This is a genomic window from Exiguobacterium sp. s11 (assembly GCF_018619015.1).
GTDB classification, from domain to species: Bacteria; Bacillota; Bacilli; order Exiguobacteriales; family Exiguobacteriaceae; genus Exiguobacterium_A; species Exiguobacterium_A indicum.
In genome coordinates, this window is sequence record NZ_JACSNF010000001.1 from 487,652 (window position 1) to 514,404 (window position 26,753).

At 48.2% G+C, this 26,753-nt stretch carries 20 protein-coding genes; all 20 read right to left on the reverse strand.

The features are described from left to right. Positions 1–22: 22 nt before the first annotated feature. Positions 23–742, reverse strand: coding sequence for a GntR family transcriptional regulator (locus tag KNQ12_RS02870; protein ID WP_023468666.1), 720 nt, complete (start codon positions 740–742; stop codon positions 23–25). Between the two features lie 222 nt (positions 743–964). After that, the gene (locus tag KNQ12_RS02875; RefSeq protein WP_050677452.1) at positions 965–1,978 is read right to left on the reverse strand and encodes a BMP family lipoprotein; all 1,014 of its coding nucleotides are present in this window, start codon (positions 1,976–1,978) and stop codon (positions 965–967) included. 332 nt (positions 1,979–2,310) lie between these two features. Beyond that, a complete protein-coding gene (locus KNQ12_RS02880; RefSeq protein WP_214746269.1) occupies positions 2,311–4,458 on the reverse strand; it encodes a DNA translocase FtsK in 2,148 nt (715 codons plus the stop codon). A 68-nt stretch (positions 4,459–4,526) separates the two neighbouring features. Beyond that, a complete protein-coding gene (locus KNQ12_RS02885; protein WP_023468670.1) occupies positions 4,527–6,191 on the reverse strand; it encodes a ribonuclease J in 1,665 nt (554 codons plus the stop codon). A 153-nt stretch (positions 6,192–6,344) separates the two neighbouring features. Beyond that, positions 6,345–7,007 carry a M15 family metallopeptidase gene (locus KNQ12_RS02890; RefSeq protein WP_023468671.1) on the reverse strand — a complete coding sequence of 221 codons (663 nt, stop codon included), beginning with the start codon at positions 7,005–7,007 and terminating at the stop codon, positions 6,345–6,347. Beyond that, positions 7,007–8,266, reverse strand: coding sequence for a lipid II:glycine glycyltransferase FemX (locus tag KNQ12_RS02895; protein ID WP_029342035.1), 1,260 nt, complete (start codon positions 8,264–8,266; stop codon positions 7,007–7,009). The genes KNQ12_RS02890 and KNQ12_RS02895 overlap by 1 nt, the downstream gene beginning before the upstream one ends. Further along, complete coding sequence (locus KNQ12_RS02900; protein ID WP_214746272.1) at positions 8,263–9,726, reverse strand: UDP-N-acetylmuramoyl-L-alanyl-D-glutamate--2,6-diaminopimelate ligase; 1,464 nt, start codon at positions 9,724–9,726, stop codon at positions 8,263–8,265. Before KNQ12_RS02900 ends, KNQ12_RS02895 begins: the two co-directional genes overlap by 4 nt. 59 nt (positions 9,727–9,785) lie before the next feature. Further along, positions 9,786–11,018: a M16 family metallopeptidase gene (locus KNQ12_RS02905; RefSeq protein ID WP_214746274.1), complete on the reverse strand. Its 1,233-nt coding sequence runs from the start codon at positions 11,016–11,018 to the stop codon at positions 9,786–9,788. A gap of 74 nt (positions 11,019–11,092) precedes the next feature. Beyond that, on the reverse strand, positions 11,093–13,312 hold the full coding sequence (gene pnp, locus KNQ12_RS02910) for a polyribonucleotide nucleotidyltransferase (protein WP_214746277.1): 2,220 nt from the start codon (positions 13,310–13,312) through the stop codon (positions 11,093–11,095). Between the two features lie 138 nt (positions 13,313–13,450). Beyond that, the gene (rpsO, locus tag KNQ12_RS02915; RefSeq protein WP_023468676.1) at positions 13,451–13,720 is read right to left on the reverse strand and encodes a 30S ribosomal protein S15; all 270 of its coding nucleotides are present in this window, start codon (positions 13,718–13,720) and stop codon (positions 13,451–13,453) included. A gap of 123 nt (positions 13,721–13,843) precedes the next feature. Further along, positions 13,844–14,773, reverse strand: coding sequence for a bifunctional riboflavin kinase/FAD synthetase (locus KNQ12_RS02920; protein WP_214746280.1), 930 nt, complete (start codon positions 14,771–14,773; stop codon positions 13,844–13,846). A gap of 16 nt (positions 14,774–14,789) precedes the next feature. Continuing rightward, positions 14,790–15,698 (reverse strand): tRNA pseudouridine(55) synthase TruB, encoded by a 909-nt coding sequence (truB, locus tag KNQ12_RS02925; protein ID WP_214746283.1) that lies wholly within the window; start codon positions 15,696–15,698, stop codon positions 14,790–14,792. Between the two features lie 50 nt (positions 15,699–15,748). After that, entirely contained in the window at positions 15,749–16,090 is a 342-nt protein-coding gene (gene rbfA / locus KNQ12_RS02930; protein WP_023468679.1) for a 30S ribosome-binding factor RbfA, read from the reverse strand. A 39-nt stretch (positions 16,091–16,129) separates the two neighbouring features. After that, a complete protein-coding gene (gene infB, locus KNQ12_RS02935; protein ID WP_214746286.1) occupies positions 16,130–18,301 on the reverse strand; it encodes a translation initiation factor IF-2 in 2,172 nt (723 codons plus the stop codon). Positions 18,302–18,316: 15 nt separating this feature from the next. After that, a complete protein-coding gene (locus KNQ12_RS02940) occupies positions 18,317–18,619 on the reverse strand; it encodes a YlxQ family RNA-binding protein (protein ID WP_023468681.1) in 303 nt (100 codons plus the stop codon). Then, entirely contained in the window at positions 18,612–18,881 is a 270-nt protein-coding gene (gene rnpM, locus KNQ12_RS02945; RefSeq protein WP_023468682.1) for an RNase P modulator RnpM, read from the reverse strand. Before rnpM ends, KNQ12_RS02940 begins: the two co-directional genes overlap by 8 nt. 3 nt (positions 18,882–18,884) lie before the next feature. Beyond that, positions 18,885–19,994, reverse strand: coding sequence for a transcription termination factor NusA (nusA, locus tag KNQ12_RS02950; RefSeq protein WP_023468683.1), 1,110 nt, complete (start codon positions 19,992–19,994; stop codon positions 18,885–18,887). 17 nt (positions 19,995–20,011) lie between these two features. Then, positions 20,012–20,479, reverse strand: coding sequence for a ribosome maturation factor RimP (gene rimP / locus KNQ12_RS02955; protein WP_023468684.1), 468 nt, complete (start codon positions 20,477–20,479; stop codon positions 20,012–20,014). A gap of 129 nt (positions 20,480–20,608) precedes the next feature. After that, a complete protein-coding gene (locus tag KNQ12_RS02960; protein WP_483297636.1) occupies positions 20,609–24,898 on the reverse strand; it encodes a PolC-type DNA polymerase III in 4,290 nt (1,429 codons plus the stop codon). A 129-nt stretch (positions 24,899–25,027) separates the two neighbouring features. After that, on the reverse strand, positions 25,028–26,728 hold the full coding sequence (locus KNQ12_RS02965) for a proline--tRNA ligase (protein WP_214746288.1): 1,701 nt from the start codon (positions 26,726–26,728) through the stop codon (positions 25,028–25,030). Between the last annotated feature and the right edge of the window lie 25 nt (positions 26,729–26,753).

Sequence of the window (26,753 nt, forward strand, 5' to 3'; positions counted from 1 at the left end):
GTATTCATCCTAAAACAATGGCTCACACACGTTTACGGATGACGTGGAAATCAAACTTATCTGCTCGGAAATAGTTCGCTGAAAAAAGAACGGAACGGTCGAGCTCATCATAATGCGTTTGACGCAAAGCGAGCAGAGGTTGGTCCGTATGTAATTGTTCAGCGATTTTCGGATCAATACGTGGCTCGATGTGTGTCACAGCATGCGTGACACGTCGTCCAAGTTCTTTTTCTAAAGCATCAAATAATGATGTCGAAGAGGTGAACTGCTCTTCATTTTTAATATAATGGCTTGGAATCTTATCGATACAATAGACGACAGGAACATCCCCTGCGAGTCGGATTCGTTCGATTCGATAAACCAATTCATCCGGACCAAGTTGAAAACGCTCTCGGTCGCGCTCAGTCGGTTGGACCATCTCGGATGATAACACTTCTGATGTCGGAACCATACCTGCTCGCGCAATCATTTCTGTTACGCTGTACAATTCTTCGATTCCAGAAGTAAACGGTGGTCTTGCATTGATAAACGTACCGACACCGTGTTTACGGATGACGATGTTCTCATCTTCAAGAATTCGTAAAGCCTCTCGAAGAGTAGCTCGACTGACGCCAAGTTGCTTTGAAAGTTCAAACTCTGAAGGGAGCTTCTCGCCTTCCTTGTAAACGCCGTCATCGATGTCAGACTTGATCTTTTCAATCACACGTAAATAAAGCAAACGATGATCTAATTTAATCGACATGACGCATCTCCATCCTCTATCTAGTTGTAACCAGTGCTCAGACTTCTGACGTATGAGAACTCCAGCCAAGATAAGTATATGACGCCCAACACAATCCTGCAATCATTTTGTAACAGGTTAGAAGTCTGACTTCTGGCGCTTTTGTAACCCTTTTCATAACGCAATCAATAATGGAAGAAAATAGGGCATTCTACCTAAGAATGCCCCTTCTTTTTTCAACGCTTATTGCTCAGGTACTTCGATTTTTCCAGAAACGACATCTGTTTTTGCTTTCTCAAGCGCAGTCAACGTCTTCTTCGAAATCTTTTCAGATGGTACGATATCAACGCCATCTTCTTTCAGACCATAACGAATCGTTTTGCCGCCCTCGAGTTTACCGTCCTTCGCTGCGTTTGCTGTATCTTCGACTGCACGGTCGACACGTTTGATGACAGAAGTTAATGTAACATCTTCCGGCATACCCTCTTCTTTTTGGTCTCGGTCGACACCGATGACTGAGACGTTTTCACCGTTTTTCTTACGGTTCTTCGCCTCTGTGAAGACACCGTTTCCTGTACCACCTGCTGCTGGGAAGATGATATCTGCGCCTTTACCATACATTCCAGCTGCGATCGCTTGACCTTTTTCTGGAGCTGCGAAGTCTTCTGCGTATTGGACATCGATTTTAATCTTCGGATTGACGGACTTAGCACCTGCTTCGAAACCGGCACGGAAACGCTCGATGACGTCCATCTTCATCCCACCAACGAAACCGATATGATCTTTTTTCGTCTCCATTGCAGCAACGATCCCTGCAAGATATGCTCCTTCATTTTCCTTGAATGTGATCGACGTGACGTTCTTTCCTTCCACGACGTTATCGATGATTGCGAATTGTGTGTCTTTGAATTGATCAGCAACTGTTTTGATATCCTCATTGAACGTGTTCCCGATTCCGAAAACTAAATCTTCTCCCCCACGAGCAAGACGCGATAGATTCGGTTGATAATCTTGTTGCGATTTAGATTGTAGATAAGAGAACCCTTCATTCTTTTGAAGTTTGTTGTCTTTACCGTACGCTTGCAGACCTTCCCAAGCGGATTGGTTGAACGATTTATCATCGATCCCACCCTTATCGGCTACCATCGCAACAGAGAATTGATCTTTTTGATCGGCTTTCTCACCTGAACCACCACAAGCAGCAAGACCAACCGTCGCTACTGACATCATCGATACGATTACCTGTTTCTTCTTCATTTCATCCATCTCCTCTGCAATTATGAGAGCGCTTTCATTATCTATTTGTGAAAAAGCCGCTCCCAGCCCTCGTGTTGAAGGTCGGTCACTCATATGACTGAGTATGCCAAAAACACTACTGAAAATCAACAGACGTCTGACAACTATTTTCATGAAAGCGATTTTATTTTTGATGCCTTCATCAATTTTTCCAGTCATTTCTATTTTTACAAAATCATCATGTCTTTTTTTCATGTGCCTTTTCTTTTTTCGAGATACCGAGTCTTCTCTATACATTTTTCTAGAAAAGAAAAGGAAGCCTTGGAATAATCCACGACTTCCTTTCTACTCGATTAACGTCCCATGACGCGGCGTGGTTTAGATCCTTCAGATGGACCAATCAGACCGTTTTCTTCTAACGCATCAATAAGACGGGCAGCTCGGTTGTAACCGATGCGGTACTTTCGTTGAATCATCGACGTTGATGCCGTCTCTTGTGTCAGAATGAACTGAACGACCTCATCGTATAGTGGATCGTCGACCTCTGTTTCGCCCTCTGGTACATCTTTTGGAATCATCGCTTCAACATACTGTGCCTTTTGCTGACTGATGACATGATTGACGACCTTTTCGACTTCTTCGTCCGATAAAAAGGCTCCTTGTACGCGGACCGGTTTGTTCATGCCGTTACCAAGTAACAACATATCTCCTCGTCCGAGCAATTTATCAGCGCCTCCCGTATCAAGAATCGTCCGCGAGTCAGTCGCACTCGATACACTGAATGCGATTCGCGACGGGATATTCGCCTTGATGACACCGGTGATGATGTCAACACTCGGACGCTGCGTCGCAATGACCATATGAATTCCTGCTGCTCGCGCCATTTGTGCAAGTCGCATGATCGCATCTTCGACTTCGTTTGACGCAACCATCATCAAGTCAGCTAACTCATCGACGATGACAACGATGTACGGTAATCGTTGATGCACTTTCTCCTCTGCGTTCATCTTATCAATGAGTGCATTGTACCCTTCGATGTTGCGCGCTCCGTTTTGACTGAAGATCTCATAACGGCGTTCCATTTCCGAGACGACCTGTTTTAATGCCTGTGCCGCTTTTTTAGGATCGGTGACGACGGGCGCTAAGAGGTGCGGAATGCCGTTGTAGACGTTCAATTCGACCATTTTCGGGTCAATCATCATCAAGCGGACTTCATCCGGTCGTGCCCGCATCAATATCGAGACAATCATCCCATTGATACAGACCGATTTACCGGAACCCGTCGAACCGGCAACTAAGACGTGTGGCATCTTATTCAACTTCGCTGTCACCGTCTCACCAGAAATGCTTCGTCCGAGTGCGACGAGCAAACGATCGCTGTCCGATTGGACGCTCTCCGCTCCTAGTACTTCTCGAAGTGATACCATGGCGACTTCACGGTTCGGCACCTCGATTCCAACAGCCGCTTTACCCGGAATCGGTGCTTCGATCCGGATATCTTTTGCGGCTAACGCTAGCGCTAAGTCATCGGCGAGTCCCGTGATTCGACTCAGCTTGATTCCTTGTTTTGGTTCAATCTCGTACTTCGTGACACTAGGTCCGAGATGAATCTTTAAAACTTTTGCTCCGATCCCGAACGACTTTAAGGTCGCAATCAATTTCGTCGCATTGTCCTTCAGTCGTTTGTTCTCACCGGACAAGTCTTTTGATGTTGGTTCTGCTAACAAATCAAGCGACGGCAATTGATAACCGTCAGGTGTCTCTGTCATCGTCAACGGTCCTTGTGTCTCCGCTGCTTGCGGTTCAACATGATCCGTGAAACCGATGATCGGAACGTCTTGAATGTTGACGGAAGGATCTTCTGCTTCTTGTTCCGTTTCGATCGGTTCCTCGACAGTTGCTGGTCGCAATGTCTTCATTTTTTTCTCACGAACCGGTTTCGCTTTCAACTCTTTTTCGACACGAGGACGTGGTGTCCGTTCACGATTGCGAAACTCTTCTGCACGTTCTCGGAGCCCAAGCCACAGCTCTCCATAAAACGATGGGTTTAGTATATGAACGGCCGTTCCGATGAAGAACAGACCAATCAAGAAGGCACCCACGCTCGAAATATAATAAGCTGCGTTTTGATAGAGCCATCCATTGAGAATACCACGTGGTGCTCCGAGCAATAGATCAATCCAGACGACTGAACCCATCAGTAACATCGACCATGCCCATTTTTGAGCACGCGACGCATTCGAGAGGAGTAAAAGTAGCACAGCACCGATTCCACCATATAATAAGGAACCGAACTGACCAATTAACCGCTCTCCTCCATCGGCTAGCGTCAGTCCGACTTTCCCGAACTCCCCGAAAGCGAGAACGAAAGCTAATAATGAGACGATTGCGATGATGGTCGCATACGTACGATACGCAATCGGCTGACGTTGTTTCTTCGCTGCCGGTCGTTTCCGTGGCGGCGTTTTTTTTCGTACAGGTTTTCGTTTCGTCGTCGCCATACGTCATCCCTCCTGATAAAAAAACGGCTCAGTGGACCAGGTATTGGTCAATCTGAGCCGCTCGTTTGTTAAATCTCCATGATGATTGGAAGAATCATCGGGCGGCGTTTCGTCTGTTCATAGAGATAAGCACTCAGTTTATCTCGAATCAACGACTTCATCTCCGTCCAATCCAATTCTCCGTTTAATTTACCTTGTAGTTGTTTCGCAACGATTCGGTTTGCTTCGTTGATCATATCCTCTGATTCACGCATGTAGACGAATCCGCGAGAGATGATTTCTGGTCCCGATACGATCGTTTTGTTTTTCCGGCTGATCGTAATGACACAAAGGACGACACCGTCTTGCGATAACAAGCGACGATCACGAAGGACGATGTTTCCGACATCACCCACACCGATTCCGTCGATCAAGACGTTTCCAGCGTTCACTTTGCGTGACATCCGTGCTTTGCGCTTCTCGAACTCAACGACATCCCCATTCTCGATGATGAAGATGTTGTTCGCATTGACGCCAACCGTCTGTGCGAGACGACTGTGTGCCTTTTGCATCCGGAATTCTCCGTGAATCGGTAGGAAGAATTTCGGTTTGATCAAGTTGAGCATCAACTTCAGATCTTCCGCATGACCGTGACCGGACACGTGTACTTTCCGTTGGTTGTAAATGACATTCGCACCAGCACGGAACAAAAGATCGATCGTTTTCGAAACCGACTTTTCGTTACCCGGAATCGGCGAAGCCGCAACGACGACCGTATCGTTCAAGCGAATATTGACTTGCTTATGTGCGTTACGCGCCATTCGTGTCAAGGCTGCCATCGGCTCACCTTGCGATCCTGTCGTCAAGATGACGACTTGGTTGTCGTCGAGGCGGTTGATGTCAGATAGATCAATCAATGTTTTCTGTTTGAAGCGTAAGTAATTCAAACGCTGTGCCACTTCGACGTTATTGACCATGCTACGACCAACGACCGCTACTTTTCGATTGTTCGCTTCTGCTGCCGCAAACACTTGTTGTAGACGATGAATGTTCGAAGCAAATGAAGCGACGATGACACGACCTGGTGCCTCATAGATGACGTCGTTCAGTTCAGAACCGACGATCGATTCTGATCCAGACATCCCTGGTCGCTCTGCATTCGTTGAGTCAGACAGTAAGCAAAGCACTCCTCGTTGACCAATTGCTGCAATCTTCCCGAAATCCGCCTGTTTTCCATCAACTGGTGTGTAATCGAACTTGAAATCCCCTGTATGGACGATCGCACCTTGAGATGTTTGAATACATACCCCGACTGCATCCGGAATCGAGTGGTTGACCCGGAAGAACGTAATAAAATGACCTGCAACGGTTAATTTCGTCTTGGCATCAATTGGACGAAGATCTGCCTTTTTCAATAAACCGGCTTCTTTTAATTTGTGTTCAATCAAACCGAGCGTCAAACGCGTTCCGTAAACCGGTACTTTTAAGTCACGCAAGACGTAACTGAGTGCTCCGATATGATCCTCGTGACCATGGGTAATGAAAATCCCTTGAATCCGCTCTTTGTTTTCTTTTAAATAACTGATGTCTGGAATGACTTTATCGATTCCAAGCATCTCGTCTCCTGGGAACATTAATCCGGCATCGATGACGAAGATGTCCTCGTCGAGTTCGACGACGTACATGTTCTTCCCGATCTCACCGGCGCCACCAAGAGCAAAGACGCTTACTTTTTCCGTCTTCTTCTTTGACACAACATGACCTCCTATAATTCATATTCACTTTTCGTGAGCCGTCCACTTATCACTATCACTATTCTAGCCGAATTTTCACAATCTGCCAACAATCGGACTAGGAAATCTAAAAAAAACGTCATTCCTGCCACATTACTCCAGGAATGACGTTGATCACGTATTCAACAAATCTTCGACTTCTTCCGTTCGTTTCGCTTTTTCCGAACGGCTTGGACGTTCACCAGCCTTCAGTTCGTCGAGCGAATACCCGAACGTCATCTCAAAATGAGGATAGTCGACGAATCGTTTCCAATCGCCTCCCCATTCAAAACCGAGCGCTTTTCCGATATCCGCGACTTCACGCCAATCACTTTTCCCTGATCGATTCCCATCATACTCAAGATCATATGAAATCTCTCCATTCACGAGCTGAACGAAATCGACAGCGAGTCCATAATTGTGCATCGATTCACCACCACGTGCATTCGTGACGACTTCCCCTGCCTTAGAACGTCCTTGTTCATAAAGCGCGTTCTGTTGCTGAATCGAGCGGTATCCTTGCGTAATCTTGATATCGATATTGTAGCACGAATGCGCAACACGGATCAGATCCTTTGCCCCTGCTTCGACAGCTGGGTGGAGACGCTTCAGGTTCGTCTCGCTTGCATTAATTAAGCGATCTTCCCCCGCTACATCTCGTGGACAACTATCAATCCCGAGCTCCGGTTGATCCATTAAAATCGTCGGCATCCGATTCATGGATGCCGCAAGAAACAATCCAATCGCAAACATCGTCAATAAAAATACGATCCAACCGAAGATTGTTCCCCGTTTCATCAGCGGCGAAGCTTCTTCCGAAGTTTTTGTAAAATCGGTAACCCAGTCTCAAGCAACAGATAGAGCGGACGATTGAGTACATAATCGAACTCACCGATTTTTTCAATCATCCGGCTACCCCAACCAGATTTAAAGGCGTAGAGTCCCGCGTAATGATCATCCGGGTCTGTCGAACCACTGACTCCACCGAAGTCATAGGAGAGCGCACCATGTTCTTTCGCATATTGCATCATCGTCCACTGCATCAAGTGGTTCGGCATGAATTCCCGGTACTCGTTCGATGAAGCGCCGTATAAGTAATACGAGCGACGACCAGCAAGCGTCAAAAGACCACCAGACAGGATGACACCGTTTGGATGTTTGGCAGCAATCGTCATCAGTTCCGTCTTCGACTTCTCGGCTTTTTCGATTTGTGCTGTCGTCTGCTCCAAGCGATTGTTTAAGCTCTTTAACTTTTTCTCAGCCGTCTCTTTCTCAAGCTGACGATGAATCTTCGAGAGTTCCTTATCGGCTTGAAGTAATAAGGCTTCTGTATTCTCAAGCGCACGTACGACATCGAGTTTCGTCAAAAACAAGACCGCATCACCTTTTGGATGGAGATGATCGTACAGATTCTCGAAATAATCCAGACCGCGGATCGAGAAACCATCCCGTTCGCCCGTCTCGACCATCAGTTTCGCAAATGTCTTTAGCCCTTCACGATCCGCTTGTTCGCATACGATACCTTTGCGTTCAGCAAGGCGGACGTTGTAGCGGAACTTCGAATGGAAACCGTCGAAGATCTCTTTTTCTGTCCCTACAAGACTCGTCTCCATCGTAAAGCGTGGCTGCGCGTAGTCAAAACCGCCACCGAAGCCATTATGTTTAAAGCCAAGTCCTTGCATCTCCTGCAACAGACCAGGATATTCTTCCCGCTCGACGTTTGGATCAAATTTAATCGCAATTGCCTTCTGTTGTTTTGCGACACGAATCGCTTCGTCACGAAGGGCGCGAAGTGCGTCCGTATCCGTATAATCGACGACGAAACCGCGCGGTGCATAACAAAGCGTGAACGGTAGCTTCGGTACTTTCTTGAACAAAAGAAGACCAACTCCGGCAATCTCACCGGAGGCCGTTCCGACCGCGATCCGTTCATGTGTCCATCCTGTCGCGCTTTTGACTTCTCCCCATGCTGGAAGCTGGAGTAAGTCGCCTTTGGGATGTGTTTTTACGAATGTTTCAAATTGATCTATGGTTACAACGATTGGTTGATAAGTCACTTCTGTTCCTCCATTTGCCGTATCATCTCTTTGACGATGATTTCCTCATCGAGCGGGAATTTCTCATCCCCAATGATTTGATATTTTTCATGACCCTTACCGGCTAAGATGACGATATTATCTGGTCGTGCGAGTCGTGCTGCGTAACGCACGGCCTCTTCTCGATCACCGATTTCAACGAACTGATCGTGGGTCATCCCTTTGGCGATGCCGGATGTAATCGACTCATAAGCTTCATATCGTGGATCATCCGTTGTGATGACGACGGTTCCTGCGTAGGTCGAAGCGAGTTCGCCCATTTTTGGTCGTTTCGTCACGTCGCGATTTCCACCTGTCCCGATCAGGAAGACGATCTTTTCCTTCGGTACGTCAACGAGTGCTTTCAGACACTGTTCGATACCGTCTGGCGTATGCGCATAGTCGACATACACGTTATATCCGTCAATCGGCAAGCGTTGCATCCGACCTTTTGCCGGACGGATTGCTGAAATCGCGTCTGCGATCGTCGCCAGCTCATATCCGCAAGACAAAAGGATTCCTGTTGCAAGCAACAGATTGTAGACGTTAAAGCGACCGATGAAATTCGCCGTGACATCGACTTGTTCTTCCTTGTACAGCATCGTGAACGTCGTTTGTTGAAGCGACTGTTCAATCGCTGTTGCGCGGAGGTCAGCTGCGTTGTCGATGCCGTATGTCATGACACGAGCACCAGTCATCATCTCATACAGCTCACTCGTCGGATCATCTGCATTCAAGACCGCGACTTTCTCTGTCGACAGCCGTTGACCGAGTTGTGCGAACAACAATCCTTTGGCACGCGCATAGTTTTCAAATGTTTTATGGAAATCAAGGTGATCATGCGTCAGATTCGTAAATCCCGCAACGTCGTAATCGACACCTGTTACCCGACCAAGCTCTAATCCATGTGAAGAGACTTCCATGATGACATCTTGGACATCTTCTTCATGCATCTGATGCAGAAAGGCTTGTAACTCGGAGCTTTGTGGTGTCGTATTGCGACTTGGCACGACGCGGTCACCAATCTTGACTTCGACCGTACCGATGATCCCCGTCTTCCGACCGAGGTGCGCTAATATATCACGAACGATCGTCGTCGTCGTCGTTTTCCCATTCGTTCCCGTAATACCAATCATCCGCATCTTTTCAGAAGGATAATCATAGAATTTGCCAGCCAACTCGGCAATGGCACGTGATGTACTACGAACAAGAATGACAGGAATCGACACGTCGACCGGTTGTTCCGCGACGATTGCGACCGCTCCTTGTGCTTCCGCCTGTTTAGCATAGTCGTGTCCATCAACAGTATATCCTTTGATGGCGACGAACAATGTTCCCGGTTTAACATCCCGTGAATCGGTCGTGATGGACGTAACGTCCACCTCTACCATTCGTTCGATTTTTTGCGTCTGTATGACTTGAATCAATTCAGCTAAATTCAACGGTATTCCTTCTTTCTCGACATCGTCATTTCATATGTTTCATCTATTCCGTTCTGCTATCATGCTTCCTCTTCTTCGTCTGCCGGAAGAATATAGGCCTTTGCCGGTTCCTCCGAAAAGATGTGCTCAATCAGTCCTTCGATATCCGATGGACGAATCCGTTCGACATCCGCTAACACTTCTTCAAGTGATGGGTGACGATGCAGATGCAACTCATTTCGGGCGTTTCGATTCATGTGACTCGATGTGCCTTCGTTCCCTAGAATTAGAGAACCTTTCAGCTGTTCAATCCCATCTTCGAGTTCCTTCGTCGATAATCCATCTCGCTTCAAGCGATTGATTTCAGCAGCGAGGACCTGTTCGACCTCTTCGACTGATTCCGGAGACGTGCCGACATAGATCGTGAACGTTCCATGATCGTCAAACGTCGTGTAATAGGAAAAGACTGAATAGGCAAGACCGCGTTCCTCTCGGATGGATTGGAACAAGCGACTCGACATCGTCGCACCGAATGCATTATTGAGTAAGGCGAGGGCAGGCAAACGTGGGTCAGCAGAAGGAATCGCACGGAAATTATAACAAATATGAGCCTGCTCCGTATCCTTTTCCTTACGAATCACACCATTTTGTAACCTTGGCTCTGTCGTCTCGCGTGTCTTCGATCGTGATTCGAGAATCGACATCCGCTCTTGAATCTGCGCAATCAGCTCGTCTGAGACGTTTCCGGCAACGGAAATGACGATTTGATCCGGAGCGTACGCTTCTTCGAGATACCGCCCGATCATCGTTCGATCAATCCGAAGCACACTCTCTTCCGTTCCAAGAATCGGTCGAGCCATGACATCTTCTCCGTAAGCCGCAACAGCTAATAACTCATGGACGAGATCATCCGGTGTATCATCATACATTTTAATCTCTTCAATGACGACTTTTTTCTCTTTTTCCAGTTCATCCGCGTCAAACGTCGATTCGAGGAACATGTCCGCCAATACGTGAAAGGCTTCGCCTGCATGTTCATCTAGTGTCTTGACGTAATAACACGTTTGATCCTTACTCGTGAACGCATTAATATTTCCACCAAGTCGGTCAAAGTAAACCGCAATCTCTTTTGCCGTATGGCGTTTTGTTCCTTTAAACATCATATGCTCGATGAGATGACTGATCCCATGCTCCTCGATCTGTTCCGTCCGGCTTCCTGCTTGAATGAAGATTCCGGTCGCGACGCTGCGTGCTTCTGGCATTCGTTCAACGATCAGTCGAACTCCGTTTTCTAATTGTATCCGTTCGATCATAGTAATTCCTCCAAATATAGGAAACAAGGTGGCTCTCGTTGCATTCTCTGCACCGTCGAGCCACCTTGGATTCATTAGTTACGACGTGGTGGACGTTGTCCGTCACGTGGTGGGCGTGAACCCTGATCCCGGCGTGGCGGGCGGTTCTCACGCTCTGTCTTTTTCTTTTCTTCGTATGCAGCACGATCTTCTTCACTTAAGCCTTCGACGAGCAGGACTTTGTGTGAAGCGTTGACGCGTCCCTTGTCATCGATTTCCGTGACACGGACTTTTAGCTTATCTCCAAGTTTGACGACATCTTCCGTTTGACCGACACGGTTAAGTGCGAGTTCCGAAATGTGGACGAGTGCGTCTTTTCCTTTGAACAATTCGACGAATGCACCGAATTTCTCAACACGACGAACTGTTCCATCGAACTCTTCCCCGACGACGACTTCACGGACGATATCTTCGACCAATTGACGGGCACGATCGATGCCAGCTTGATCCGTCGATGCGATGAAGACGGTTCCGTCTTGATCGATATCGATCTTGACGCCTGTCTCATCGATGATACCGTTGATGACTTTACCACCAGGTCCGATGACATCACGGATTTTATCTGGATTGATTTTGAGTGTGACGATTTTTGGTGCGTATTGTGACAATTCGACACGTGGTTCAGCGATGACCGTTTGCATATGCTCAAGAATGTGCAGACGACCAAGACGTGCTTGTTCGAGTGCTTCTTCGAGGATTTGACGCGTGATCCCGCCAATTTTCATATCCATTTGCAGAGCTGTAACACCTTCGTGAGTTCCAGCGACTTTGAAGTCCATATCTCCGAGATGATCTTCCATCCCTTGGATATCTGTCAAGATCGAGTAATTGTCGCCTTCCATGATCAAGCCCATCGCAATACCAGCGACAGGTGCTTTGAGTGGAACACCCGCATCCATCATGGCAAGGATCGAACCACAGATTGAAGCCTGTGATGAAGAACCGTTCGATTCAAGGACTTCCGACACGAGACGAATCGTGTACGGGAAATCGACTTCATTCGGAAGAACTGGTAAGAGTGCGCGTTCTCCAAGTGCCCCGTGACCGATTTCACGACGACCTGGTGCACGCATCGGACGTGCTTCCCCGACTGAGAATGGCGGGAAGTTATAGTGGTGCATGAAACGTTTCTCTTCCTTCAGACCAAGACCATCGATGATTTGAGCGTCAGCTGCAACACCGAGTGTCGCAACAGACAAGACTTGTGTCTGACCGCGAGTGAACAAACCTGAACCGTGTGCACGTGGTAAGAGACCGACTTCTGAATCAAGTGGACGGATCTCAGCAAGGCCACGACCATCTGGACGGACTTTGTCTTCCGTGATGAGACGACGGACTTCGTCTTTGACGAACTTGTTGAGAACGCCTGATACTTCTGCCAATTGTTCTGCTGTGACTGACTCGTCAGCTGCATACAACTCGATGTATTTTGCGATGACTTCGTTGATGGCAACGTCACGCGCTTGTTTTTCTTCGACTTGAACCGCTTGTGTGACTTCTGCCAATGCTTCTGCTTTCAGGCGATTGACGATTGTCTCATCGAAGCTTGATACCGTATATTCGAACTTCTCTTTACCGACTTGTGCGACGATTTCTTCTTGGAACGCGATCATTTCCTTGATGACATCGTGTCCAAGCAAGATCGCTTCAAGCATTGCTTGTTCCGATACTTCCTTCGCACCTGCTTCAACCATGTTGACGGCATGTTTTGTTCCGGCAACTTGAAGGTCGATGTCGCTGACTTCCATTTGCGCTGAAGTCGGGTTCACGACGAATTCTCCGTCGACGCGACCGATCGTCACGCCTGCGATTGGACCGTCGAATGGAATATCCGAGATCGAAAGCGCAATCGAAGCCCCGATCATCGCAGCGACTTCTGGTGAATTGTCAGTATCTGACGAAAGGACCGTCGTCGCCACTTGAACGTCGTGACGGAAACCATCCGGGAATAATGGACGGATCGGACGGTCGATCAGACGCGAAGTCAAGATCGCGCTCTCTCCAGGGCGTCCTTCACGTTTGAGGAATCCACCTGGGATTTTCCCTGCTGCATATAATTTTTCTTCATAGTTCACTGTTAATGGGAAGAAATCTAAGTCCTTCGGTTGTTTTGATGCAACGACCGTAGCAAGAACGGCTGTATCGCCGTAGCGAATCAATGCTGCTCCGTTCGCTTGTTTTGCTAATTGACCGATTTCAATCGTTAATGGACGTCCACCGAGTTCGGTCGAAAACGTCTGTTTTGTTTGTGACATGCACAAATCTCCTCTCACTGCTATCCGTTTTTTCATTCAAATCTAATTATGTAGGTTCTTGCGCAAAAAGTCCATGAATCGGCAAAAAAAAGAAACAGGAGACGATGCTCCTGCTTCCCTACCTCGTTCTCGTCGGGATTAGCGACGGAGACCAAGACGCTCGATCAACGAACGGTAACGTGCAACATCCTTGTTACGAAGGTATGTGAGCAAGTTACGGCGACGACCGACCATTTTCAAGAGACCACGACGTGAGTGGTGATCCTTTTTGTGTGTACGTAAGTGATCGTTCAAAGTTGTGATCTGTTCAGTTAAAACAGCAACTTGTACTTCCGGCGAACCAGTATCGCCTTGTTTCGTAGCATATGCTTCGATGATTTCGTTTTTACGTTCTTTTGTGAGTGCCATTGTCACTCCACCTCCATCTTATGAATGACCGTATTCCCGAGCATCGGATGGTGAGACCAGATGCCAAGTGAATCGGCTGTACGTGATCGTACTGACCTATCATAACGAACCCTGTCCGTACTGTCAAACGCTTAATCGTGTATTTGCCTCTTCGCGGTCACGCGCCAATTGTTCTTTCAATTGATCGATACCGTTGAAGGCTTTTTCATCGCGTAGATAAGCGATCCATTCAAGCGTCAATTCTTGACCATAAAGATCTTCATCAAAGTCAAGAAGATGTGTCTCGATACTGACCTCTCCCGTCTCATAGAACGTCGGGCGTCTTCCAACGTTCGTCATCGCTTTGAATCGACGACCGTCCGCTAAGCGAACGAATGTCGCATACACACCAAGTTTCGGTATGACGTAAGCGAATTCTGGACGCATGTTAGCTGTCGGGAAGCCAATTTGTCGACCGCGTGCGTCACCGTGAATGATCGTGCCTTTGATTTGGTAAGGTTCTCCAAGCAAACGTGCAGCCGGTTCGACTTCTCCTGCAGCAAGTAAACGACGAATCCGGGTTGAGCTGATTTTTTCTGCTTCTTCCTGAAATTCTGCTACAACGGTGTGCGTGAACGTGCTCCGACTATGAAAATCAAGCGTCGTCATTTTTCCGGCTCCGAAGCGACCGTAGGAATAATCAAATCCAGCGACGACGTGCTCTGCTCCAGACGCAATCAGATATTCATCGACGAAAGCTTGCGGTGACAATTCCGAAAAAGGAATCGTGAACTCAATGACGTAAACACGATCGACACCAAGGCGTTCGATTTTCTCTAATTTGCGTTCCAGCGGCGTGATGTAGCGGACCGGTTCATCCCCTTTACCAAGTACTTGTTTCGGATGTGGATCAAAGGTCATTACAGCCAAAGGCAGGCGACGAGCCTCCGCTTCTTTCCGTGCTGCTGCGATGACTTGCTGATGTCCGAGATGTACACCGTCAAAAAAGCCGAGCGCGATGACAGCAGGGTCTTTTTGAGGCTGTTCCGGATATGTCAAATGTATGATGTCCATGATGCTCTCTCCGATCTTAATCGATTTGTAGCATGACCTCGACGCGTGCTACCTGTTCTTCTGGAAGACGTCGATATAGTGCTAAAGGTACGTCTTCTTCATTATAGACAGTAAACAGCTCGAATTCGACTGGAATGCTTGTCAGCTTAGCTCCATTTAAGACACGCTGCGCTGTTGCTGCATCAACCGTCAATCGTGGCCATTTTTGAATGACGTGTTCGATCGGTAGGACGTGCTGCATTCGCTCTTCGACCGTCTCATACGATTCGAGTGTCTCAAGTGTGACGGTGTCCGTCTCAGCAATCGCACCAGAACCTGTCCGGCGTAAGTCGCTCATATGTGCGGCATAGCCGAGTCGTTCTCCGATTTCGACTGCTAGTGTCCGGATATACGTCCCTTTTCCACATGCGATATCGAGGCGGAAGCGACAAAGACCATCTTCGAACACAAGTTCCGATGTCCGTTCCAATCGATCGATACGGACGATCCGTGTCGGTCGCTCGACTTCAATCCCTTTTCGTGCATATTCGTATAATTTTTTCCCGTTCACTTTAACTGCTGAGTAGTAGGGTGGCGTCTGCTCGATCTCTCCTGTCAAGGCGCTCAGGATATCAGCGATTGCCGCTTCGGTAATACTTCCGGGTTCGACCGGCGTTTCACGAACCGTCTCTCCGTGTGCATCTTCCGTCGTCGTCGCGAAGCCGATCGTCACCTCCGCCGCGTAACGTTTTCCTTCATCCGTGATGAACCGAGCAAGCTTCGTCGCTCGACCGAGACAGATCGGTAAGACACCTGTTACTTCTGGGTCAAGCGTCCCTGTATGTCCGACCTTTTTCGTCTGAAACAAACGACGTAGACGAAAGACACAATCATGACTCGTCATGCCGGCTGGTTTATCTAGTGGTAATACTCCAATGGGTTCCACGTGATGTCCTCCTTGAAAAAAGGCAACCACACGCGTGGTTGCCTTAAGTGTTAATCTTTGTTCAAATTCCGAAGCAACTCATCAATGCGTGATCCGTATTCGACAGAAGAATCGACCTCGAACAATAGTTCCGGTGTTTTCCGTAGACGAATCCGCGATCCGATTTCCTTACGCATGAAGCCTTTTGATTTTTCAAGACCGATGCGCGCATCCTCACGTGCTTTTTCGTCACCGAGGACCGAATAGAAGATCGTCGCTTGTTGCAAGTCTCCTGTCACTTCGACACCTGTGACGGTAATCGGCTTGACGCGTGGATCCTTGACATCTTTGATGAGCAGTTGCGTAATTTCCTTACGCACCTGTTCGGCGACACGATTCGAGCGTAAACTCATGTTTGTTCCCTCCAGTTCGGAAGAATGGATTCCGTTCTGTTACTTCCGTTTGACTTCTTCCATGATGAACGCTTCGATGACATCATCAACTTTTACGTCATCATATTTTTCAATCTTAATACCACACTCGTAACCAGCAGCGACTTCTTTGACGTCATCTTTGAAGCGGCGAAGTGTATCGAGTTTTCCTTCGTAGATGACGATGCTATCACGAACGACACGGACACCTGCATCACGCGTCAACTTACCTTCCGTGACATATCCACCTGCGATCGTACCGACTTTCGATACTTTGATGACATCGCGGACTTCAGCTTGACCGATGATTTTCTCGACGAATTCAGGATCAAGGAGACCTTTCATCGCTTGCTCGATTTCTTCAATCGCATTGTAGATGATCCGGTGAAGACGAATTTCGACTTTCTCCTGATCTGCCATTGATTTTGCGTTACCATCCGGACGAACGTTGAATCCGATGATGATCGCATTTGCTGCCGAGGCGAGGATGACGTCACCTTCTGTGATCGCACCAACACCTGAGTGTACGATGTTAATTTTAACACCTTCGACATCAATTTTCTTCAATGAACCGGCTAAGGCTTCAACTGAACCTTGAACGTCACCTTTGATGATGATGTTGAGGTCCTTGACTTCGCCTTCTTTGATGCGGTCGAAGAGATCTTCTAAGCTAACTTTCGCTGAATCGCGACGTTGTGCTTCGATTTCACGTTGGTAACGTGCTTCACCGATTTGGCGTGCTTTTTTCTCATCTTCGAATGCGAAGAATTGATCGCCCGCTTTCGGGACATCGTTTAAACCTGTGATTTCGATTGGCGTCGATGGTCCGACTTCTTTGACACGACGACCGATATCGTTGACCATTGCCCGGATACGACCGAACGTGTGACCGACGACGATCGGGTCACCAACGCGAAGTGTTCCGTGTTGAACGAGAAGTGTAGCGACGGGACCGCGTCCTTTATCGAGTTTCGCCTCGATAACTGTTCCGCGACCGTTCATGTCTGGTGTTGATTTGTATTCTTGAACTTCTGAGACGAGAAGGATCATCTCGAGCAATTCGTCGATGCCGTCTCCTTTAAGAGCTGAAACCGGTACGAAGATTGTATCGCCGCCCCAGTCCTCTGCAACGAGTTCGAACTCTGTCAATTCTTGTTTGACACGGTCAGGGTTTGCGCCCTCTTTATCCATCTTGTTGACCGCGACGATGATTGGGACGCCAGCTGCTTTCGCGTGGCTGATTGCTTCTTCCGTCTGCGGCATGACACCGTCATCGGCTGCAACGACGATGATCGCGATATCCGTGACATCTGCTCCACGTGCACGCATCGTCGTGAACGCCGCGTGACCTGGTGTATCGAGGAACGTGATCTTCTTGCCGTCGATCTCAACTTGGTAAGCACCGATGTGCTGCGTGATCCCGCCGGCTTCGCCTGCAGTGACCTTCGTGTTACGGATCGAGTCGAGCAATGTCGTTTTACCGTGGTCGACGTGTCCCATGATCGTAACGACCGGTGGACGCTCAGACAATTCGTACTGGTCAAGGTTCAATTCGTATTGATCAAAGTCCGTCTCATCGACTTGGACTGTCTTTTCGACTTCAAAACCAAACTCTGTCGCGAGCAGTTCGACTGTCTCGTCATCAAGATCTTGGTTGATTGTCGCCATGACACCGAGACCCATCAATTTCATGATCAGTTCATTCGGCTTTTTCGCCATTTTTTCAGCGAGTTCACCGACTGTCAAGTTATCAGAGTATTGAACGACGTTTGCCATCGCCTCTTCTTGCGCCCGGCGAGCTGCTTTCCGTTGACTCGACTTCGAGTTCGGATCCGCTACTTCGAGTTTACGCGGTTCTGCTTTCTTTTGGTTCGGACGACGTTTGCCGCCACGGTTGTTACGGTTGCCGAATTCTGGGCGTCCGCCTTTGCTGTTACGTGATTGGTTACCTGCTGGTTTGTTTGTACTTCCTGGTCGGTTCGGTTTATTATCTGATTTCACTTGTTTTGGAGCCTCCGTCTTTTGAGCCCGATATTTTTCGGGATTAAATACTTGATCGAGTTGCTGTACTGTCTGTTCATCTAATACTGCCATATGATTCTTGACTGGTTTCTCCAGCTTTTCGAGCTGGGTGATGACCTGCTTACTTGTTACGTTTTGTTCCTTGGCGAATTCGTATACACGTTTACCCAAAGGATCCACCTCCAATTAGTCGTTCGAGAGGAGTTCAGTTAGCTTTTTCGCAAATCCGGCTTCATTGACTGACACGACAACACGCGCATCCTTTCCTAATGCTTGACCGAGAATCGTCCGGTCGGCGACTTCTAGGTAAGGAACCTGATAACTCGTACATTTATCTGTGACTTTCTTACGCGTGGCAGCCCCCGCATCTGCTGCTAAAAGAACAAGCTTCGCTTGTCCTCCTCGTACTTCTTTCAGTACGAGTTCTTCTCCCGTCGTCACTTTTCTAGCTCGATTCGCGAGACCGAGAAGGGATTCCCATTTACTCATTTGTACCTCCCGCGATTTCAAGCAATTCATCGTATAAGGCATCTGTCGTCTTGACCTTCAAATGATGATCAAGCGTCCGTTTTTTCTTCGCCGTCGCAATGACTGCCGCATCTTTTGATAAATAGGCACCCCGCCCATTCATCTTACCATTTAAATCGATGACGACCTCTTGTTCAGGTGTCCGGACGACACGAATTAATTCTTTTTTCGGTTTCATTTCTTGTGTGATGACACACTTACGTAATGGTACCTTTTTTTGCACGAATTATTCCTCGCCTTCGACTTGGACCGCTTCTACTGCCGGCTCTTCCGTTGCGAAGACATCTTCGAGATCCATCGCTTCCGCTTCAGACTCGCTCTTGATGTCGATTTTCCATCCTGTCAGTTTCGCTGCGAGACGCGCGTTTTGACCACGTTTCCCGATGGCAAGCGACAATTGGAAATCCGGAACGACGACGATTGTCGCTTTCGCTGGTTCATTGACATAGACCGCAACGACTTGAGCTGGGCTGAGTGCGTTCGCGACATATTCTTTCGGATCATCCGAGTAACGGACGATATCGATTTTTTCCCCGTTTAAATCATTGACGATGCGTTGAACACGCGCCCCTTTTTGTCCGACACATGCACCGACTGGATCGATGTCGTCCGCCGCGACTGCGATTTTTGAACGGTCGCCCGCTTCACGCGCAACAGACTTGACTTCGACTTCGCCACTTGAAATCTCTGGTACTTCGATTTCGAAGAGACGTTTTAAGAGACCTGGATGTGTCCGTGATACGAGAATCGACGCCCCTGATCCTTTGACCATTGGATCAACTTTCGTGACGTACACCTTGATGCGATCACGAATCCCGAAACGCTCATTCGGCATTTGTTCGTGTGTCGTCAAGACAGCTTCGATCCCTTCTAGGTTGACGTACAAGTTGCGTGCATCTTGACGCTCGACGATACCTGTCATGATCTCGTCTTCACGATCCGCGAAGTGATTGTAGATGCGTTCGCGTTCTGCTTCACGCATTTTTTGTGTGACGATCTGTTTCGCCGTTTGTGCTGCAACACGACCGAAGTCGCCTGGCGTCACTTCGACTTTATGGAAATCGCCGAGTTCATATGTCGGATCGATCTCGTGCGCTTCTTCAAGCGAAAGTTGCTCTTCTGGTTGTGTCAATCGTTCGACGACTTCCTTAAGCGCGAAGACACGGATGTCTCCTGTCTGCTGGTCGAATTCGACTTTTACAGCCTCCGATTCTTTTCCGAAGTTGCGTCGGTACGCTGAAATCAATGCCTGTTCGAGCGCATCGATGATGATGTTCTTGTCAATTTCCTTCTCTTTCGCGATTTGATTGATCGCCTCGAGTAACTGTGGTCCCATCGTTCTCTTCCTTTCCGTCAGAACATTACCGCAAGTCGCGCAAGTGAAATCTTGTCGACCGGTATCTCAATTTTCAATTTTCTTGTTTTGACACGCACTTCGATTTCAAGCATCTCAGGTGTGTACGCGAGCAACGTTCCTTCGAATTCAACTGCATTCTTTACTGGATCGTGCGTTTTAATGTACACATGTTTCCCAATCGCCTTTTCGAAATCCTCGTCTTTCTTCAGTGGACGTTCCGCTCCTGGACTAGCGACGTCGAGGTAATACGGCTCGTCAATCGGATCATTGTCATTCAATGCTTCCGATAGCTGTTCATTGATTTTGACGCAGTCTTCAAGATCCACGCCACCCTCTTTGTCGATGGAGACACGTAGGAACCAATCCGCCCCTTCTTTGACGAATTCAACGTCGACTAGCTCCATCCCCTCTCGTTCGACGATTGGTTTTGCGAGCGCTTCGACCTTTTCCGTTACGTTCGTCATCTTCATCCTCCTTCAAAAAACAAACAAGAAAGGAGCAGGTCCCCCTACTCCTTCCAAGTCGTAGTATAAAAAACATTTCCTCACTCAATATAGCATAGGAAAGCGCTCAAAGCAAGTGTTCCTAAGGGCTTACAAGTCGAACAAGGAGAGCTGATTCTCGTCTGGTAACCCTTCGAGACAGCCTAGGTTATCGAGCGTCTCGATGATCGATTTCGACAATTTGGCGCGTTTTTGGAGGTCTTCCTTCGAGAGGAATTCGCCGCCTTTACGTGCTTCGACGATTTGCTTCGCAGCATTCGTCCCGAGACCTGTCACGGCATTAAACGGTGGTAACAACGTATCCCCATCAATGAGGAATTCCGTTGCACTTGAGCGATAGAGATCGACTTTTTGGAACGTAAAGCCGCGTTCGATCATCTCAAGCGCGATTTCAAGAACCGTGTACAATCCCTTATCCTTCGCTGTCGCTTCGAAACCTTTGTCCTTGATGTCTTGCAAGACTTTCCGAACGGCAGCAGATCCCTTATTCATCGCGCCGATATCAAAGTCACCCGCACGTACCGTAAAGTACGAAGCGTAGTAATACATCGGATGATGGACTTTATAATAGGCAATCCGAACAGCCATCAAGACGTAGGCAGCAGCATGGGCTTTTGGGAACATGTACTTGATTTTTTTACAAGAATCGATATACCAAAGCGGTACATCGTTCTCGATCATCGCCTCTTCCATGTCAATCGAGAGTCCTTTCCCTTTTCGGACCGACTCCATGATTTTAAAGGCAAGCGACGGTTCAAGACCGGCGTAGATCAAGTAGACCATGATGTCATCTCGACAACCGATGACGTCTTTTAGTTCACATGTTCCGTTGTAAATCAATTCGCTGGCGTTTCCGAGCCAGACATCCGTTCCGTGCGAGAGTCCTGAAATCTGGACGAGTTCCGAGAACGTCGTCGGTTTCGTCTCTTCTAACATTTGGCGGACGAACTTCGTTCCAAACTCCGGAATACCGAGCGTTCCTGTTTTCGAATCAATCTGTTCCGGCGTCACACCGATCGATTCCGTCGAACTGAAGATTTTCATGACTTCTGGGTCATCGACAGGAATCGTCTTTGGATCTCGTCCTGATAAATCCTGTAGCATCCGGATCATCGTCGGATCATCGTGACCGAGGATATCGAGTTTGAGTAAGTTATCGTGAATCGAGTGGAAGTCGAAGTGTGTCGTCTTCCATTCAGAACCCATATCGTCTGCCGGATACTGAATCGGACTAATATCGTAAATATCCATATAGTCCGGTACGACGATGATCCCACCCGGGTGTTGTCCGGTCGTCCGTTTGACACCGGTGACACCACTGACGAGACGATCGACTTCCGCATTCCGATACGTCAACTCATTCTCCGACTGATACCCTTTGACGTAGCCATACGCTGTCTTCTCAGCGATCGTACCAATCGTTCCGGCACGGTAGACGTAATCGTCACCGAACAGGACTTTCGTATAGGCGTGTGCTTGTGGCTGGTATTCTCCACTGAAGTTCAAATCGATATCCGGTACTTTATCCCCTTTAAATCCGAGGAACGTCTCGAACGGAATATCATGACCATCCTTAAACAATGGGACATCACATTTCGAACAAGACTTATCCGGTAAATCGAATCCCGAACCGACAGACCCGTCATCGAAGAACTCCGATTCCTTACAATTCGGACAGACGTAATGCGGTGGCAATGGATTGACTTCCGTGATTTCGGTCATCGTCGCAACGAGACTTGATCCGACCGATCCTCGTGAACCGACCAAATAGCCGTCGTCAAGCGACTTTTTAACGAGTTTATGGGAAATCAGATAGATGACGGCGAATCCGTGACCAATGATCGACTTCAACTCTTTTTCGAGTCGGGCTTCGACGATTTCCGGTAACGTGTCGCCATAAATCCGGTGCGCCATATCGTACGACAAGTTCCGAACTTCTTCATCCGCTCCTTCGATCTTCGGTGTATAGAGATCTTTTGGAATGATATCGATGTTCTCGAATTGTTCCGCGACGGCTTGACTGTTCGTGATGACGAGACGTTCCGACACATCCGGTCCGAGAAACTTGAAGTCGTCCATCATTTCCTTCGTCGTCCGGAAGTGTGCCGGTGGCAGTTGCTTTCGCATGTTCAGCATGTTCGCTCCACCTTGCGTCCGAATCAAAATTTCTCGGTACGTGGCGTCATGTTGATCGAGGTAATGCACATTCCCTGTCGCGACTGGTAAGATATCATGTTCTTCCGCGACACGGATGATCTTTTTAATCAGTTCGCGCAGTTCGAGTTCATTCTGAACGATTTCCCGTTCGATCAAATGACCATACATCGCGGGTGGCTGAATTTCGATGAAATCATAGAACTGCATCACTTTTGCTAAATCTTCGTCCGACTTGTTCAAGGCAGCATCAAACACTTCGCCATTATCACATGCTGATCCGATGATCAATCCATCCCGATGCGCGACGAGTTGCGAGCGTGGTGTGCGGACGACACGGTGCACGTGTTTCGTATGAGCAATCGAAATCAATTGATATAGGTTCTTCAGGCCCGTCCGGTTCTTCGCATAGACCGTCGCATGGTATGGTCGTGCCCGCGAGATATCTTTCCCCATCTCCCGGTTGAGCGAGGCGTGTGTCTTCATGTCGAACATCTCATCCGCCATTTGCAGCAATTTGACCATCAAGTAGCCTGTCGCTTCCGCGTCATAGATGGCGCGGTGATGCTGCGTCAATTCGATGTCAAATCGTTTCGCGAGTGTGTTCAATCGGTGGTTTTTTAGCGTCGGCATCAAAACACGGGCTAGCTCAAGCGTATCAATGACCGGCAAGACCGATTCATCGTGTCCACCGGAACGGAGTGTCGCATTCAAGAATCCGATATCGAATGAGGCATTATGGGCAACGAGAATCGAGTCGCCGACCCAGTCCATGAATTCCTTGACGACTTGTTCCGGGTCTGGTTTTCCGCGGACCATATCATCGGTGATCCCTGTCAAATCAATCGTCGTCGCCGACAACAGATGCTTCGGATCCGCGAATGCTTCGAACTTATCGATGATATCACCGTCGTGGATCTTGACGGCTGCAAGTTCGATGATTTTATTGTACATCGCGGATAAACCAGTCGTCTCGACGTCAAAGACAACGAATGTCGCGTCATCTAAGTTACGCTCCACCGGATGATAGGCGACTTGTACCCCGTCATCGACGACGTTCGCTTCGATTCCGTAGAGTACTTTTATATCGTTTTTCTTTCCGGCATAGTAGGCATCCGGGAAACTTTGGGCACCTGCGTGATCCGTGATCGCAACAGCAGGATGTCCCCATTTTGCCGCCCGTTCAACGTATTTCGTCACGTTCATGACAGCGTCCATCTGGCTCATTTGCGAGTGCGCATGTAGCTCAACACGTTTCTCGCCTGCCCAAGGGTCAGCCGGTGCTTCCATCTTCACTTCTGACAGTTGGGCAATCATCATACAAAGATCGCGCAGGAACGTATCGAACTCAACGCGACCTGCCGCTTGAATCCACATCCCTTTTTTGATGGCAGAGAGAATCTTGACGTCTGTTTCGTCACGCGCAAACATCTTGACGACAAGGGAGTCCGTATAATCCGTCATCTTGAACGTAAAGATTGTCTTTCCGCTTCGTAATTCACGACTTTCAGCTGAGAAGACGAGACCTCGGATCGCAATCCGTCGTTCCTCATCTTGGATCGTCTTGATTGGGACAATCTCATCTTGAATCGGTTTCCCGATTCGGATCTCGACTGGTCCTTCATCGTCATCCCGCGATTGTTCCCGTTTGAATTGCAACTCGAGCATCCGCTTTGCTTCTTCCATGTCTTCCTGTTTCACCTGATTGCGCAACGCTTCTTGTTTCGATTCGTTGATTTGAACAATCGGCTCACAGTTGAATTTCGGGAATCCGTAAGCACTGTAGAGTAACTGCAATTCCCCACATAAGCTACTTTTTAAGAATCCTGCTTCCGGTTCACTCCGGACCGGAATGAATAATTTCTGTTCTTTGAACTCCGGTAAGACACGTCCCAGTTGTGTCCGCATCGCCGATGAGACGTCTGCGAGATCTTGCACGACATATGGCCAGTAATCATGATACAGGCGTTCGTCTGGTCGACCATCCGCATATAGGATGACTTTGACTTCGGCGAATTGCTGGTACCGACTTATCAAACGACTCGTAAAGAGTTGATAGACGTTTTGGGGCAAAACGTGTGGCAATCGGATTTCAAATGTCCAGGTTGCTTTTGCTTTATTGACGCGAAGCTTCTCAAGAACTGCTTCGTTAAAGTATTCTTCAATGATACCGTTCGGTAGTTCCAAGTCACTCAGCAACAGTGACATGCGTTGTTGTGTATCCACTCGCAATTGTGCTGTCTGATCGCTTCACACCGTGACAGCAGCTCCTCCTCCTCTTGCGGATTGCCCAAGGGGCGAATGGGTGTGAGACAAGAAAACAGTCACTTTATGAAAAGTGACCGTCTCCATTCTTTATTCTAAACCTTCATAGAGTGAACGAACAGCCTCAACGACTTGTTCTTGTCCAATTTCTTCTGCATCGCCACCACGACGGGCTTTTAATTCGACGATTCCTTCTGTCGCTTTTTTGCCGACGTTCAAACGAACCGGTAGACCGATCAAATCCGCATCGGCGAATTTGACGCCTGCTCGTTCTTTTCGGTCGTCAAGCAAGACACTGAAACCTGCAGCTGTCAACTCCCGGTATAGTGTTTCTCCGAGTTCGAGTTGTTCTGCATTTTTACCATTGACGACGATCAAATGGACATCGTATGGTGCGATCGCTTTTGGCCAAATGATTCCGCGCTCATCATAATGTTGTTCGACGACTGCCGACAATGTCCGCGAGACACCGATGCCGTAACATCCCATGATGAGTGGTTGTGCTTTACCGCCTTCATCGAGGAACGTCGCTCCCATTCCTTCAGAGTAACGTGTTCCGAGTTTAAAGACTTGACCGACTTCGATGCCACGTGCGAATTTAACGTTTCCGTTGCCGTCTGGTGACGCGTCACCTTCTTCGACGAAACGTAAATCCGTGTATTCCGCTTCGAAATCACGGCTTGGGTCAACATGGATGTAGTGCGTTTCTGCTTTGTTTGCACCACAGATAGCGTTCGTCAAGGCACGTACCGCGTAATCGGCGACGATCTTCATGTCTGCCCCGATCGGTCCGAGTGTTCCAGGCGTTGAATGAAGCGCTGCTTCAATCTCTTCGTCGCTCGCCATCGTGATGTCGAGTGCTCCCAGATAGTTTTTCAATTTGATATCGTTGACTTCGTGATCGCCCCGGACGAGAGCCATGACAAGTCCTTGTTCCGTTTTGAAGATGACAGTTTTGATCGATTCGTTTGCTGGTAAATTCAAATGTGCGCTGACCGCTTCGATTGTCTTCGCATCTGCCGTATGCACTTCTTCCAGTGCTTCTGGTGCTTTGTCTTGCTTCGGATAGGCATCGATCGACTCTGCCATTTCTAAGTTCGCTGCATAATCCGATTGGTCCGAGTAGACGATCGTATCTTCACCGATTGCTGCTAACGCATGGAACTCATGTGTTCCACTACCACCGATCGCACCGGAGTCAGCGACGACTGGACGGAACTCAAGACCCACACGTGTGAAGATCCGCGAATACGTATCAAACATGTTTTGATACTCTTCGTCTAAGCTCTCTTGTGAAGAATGGAACGAATAAGCGTCCTTCATGATGAACTCACGACCACGTAATAAACCGAAACGTGGACGACGTTCGTCACGGTACTTCATTTGAATCTGGAAGAGATTGACCGGTAACTTTTTGTACGAGTTCAATTCATCACGAACGATTGAAGTGATCAGTTCCTCGTGCGTCGCTCCGAGCGCGAATCGGCGATCATGACGATCCGTCAAGCGCATTAATTCAGGTCCATAGATATCCCAGCGTCCTGTTTCTTCCCATAGTTCAGCTGGTTGAATTGCTGGCATCAGTAATTCTTGCGCACCCGCTGCCTCTAATTCCTCGCGAATGATTGTCTCGATGTTTGCGAGAACCCGTTTTGCGAGTGGGAGATACGAATAGATCCCAGCGGCATTTTGACGCATGAATCCTGCACGAAGCAAGAGTTGGTGACTGATGGCTTCTGCATCAGATGGTACTTCACGCAACGTTGGCATGAATAGTTTTGATTGTTTCATAATGAGTCACGAACTCCTTTGACTG

Excerpts from the sequence above, each read along its gene's own strand:
- KNQ12_RS02870 (WP_023468666.1), bottom strand. The coding sequence starts at position 742 with ATGTCGATTAAATTAGATCATCGTTTGCTTTATTTACGTGTGATTGAA.
- KNQ12_RS02875 (WP_050677452.1), bottom strand. The coding sequence starts at position 1,978 with ATGAAGAAGAAACAGGTAATCGTATCGATGATGTCAGTAGCGACGGTT.
- KNQ12_RS02880 (WP_214746269.1), bottom strand. The coding sequence starts at position 4,458 with ATGGCGACGACGAAACGAAAACCTGTACGAAAAAAAACGCCGCCACGG.
- KNQ12_RS02890 (WP_023468671.1), bottom strand. The coding sequence starts at position 7,007 with ATGAAACGGGGAACAATCTTCGGTTGGATCGTATTTTTATTGACGATG.
- KNQ12_RS02905 (WP_214746274.1), bottom strand. The coding sequence starts at position 11,018 with ATGATCGAACGGATACAATTAGAAAACGGAGTTCGACTGATCGTTGAA.
- pnp (WP_214746277.1), bottom strand. The coding sequence starts at position 13,312 with ATGTCACAAACAAAACAGACGTTTTCGACCGAACTCGGTGGACGTCCA.
- rpsO (WP_023468676.1), bottom strand. The coding sequence starts at position 13,720 with ATGGCACTCACAAAAGAACGTAAAAACGAAATCATCGAAGCATATGCT.
- KNQ12_RS02920 (WP_214746280.1), bottom strand. The coding sequence starts at position 14,773 with ATGGACATCATACATTTGACATATCCGGAACAGCCTCAAAAAGACCCT.
- rbfA (WP_023468679.1), bottom strand. The coding sequence starts at position 16,090 with ATGAGTTTACGCTCGAATCGTGTCGCCGAACAGGTGCGTAAGGAAATT.
- KNQ12_RS02940 (WP_023468681.1), bottom strand. The coding sequence starts at position 18,619 with ATGAGTAAATGGGAATCCCTTCTCGGTCTCGCGAATCGAGCTAGAAAA.
- nusA (WP_023468683.1), bottom strand. The coding sequence starts at position 19,994 with ATGGGACCACAGTTACTCGAGGCGATCAATCAAATCGCGAAAGAGAAG.
- rimP (WP_023468684.1), bottom strand. The coding sequence starts at position 20,479 with ATGACGAACGTAACGGAAAAGGTCGAAGCGCTCGCAAAACCAATCGTC.
- KNQ12_RS02965 (WP_214746288.1), bottom strand. The coding sequence starts at position 26,728 with ATGAAACAATCAAAACTATTCATGCCAACGTTGCGTGAAGTACCATCT.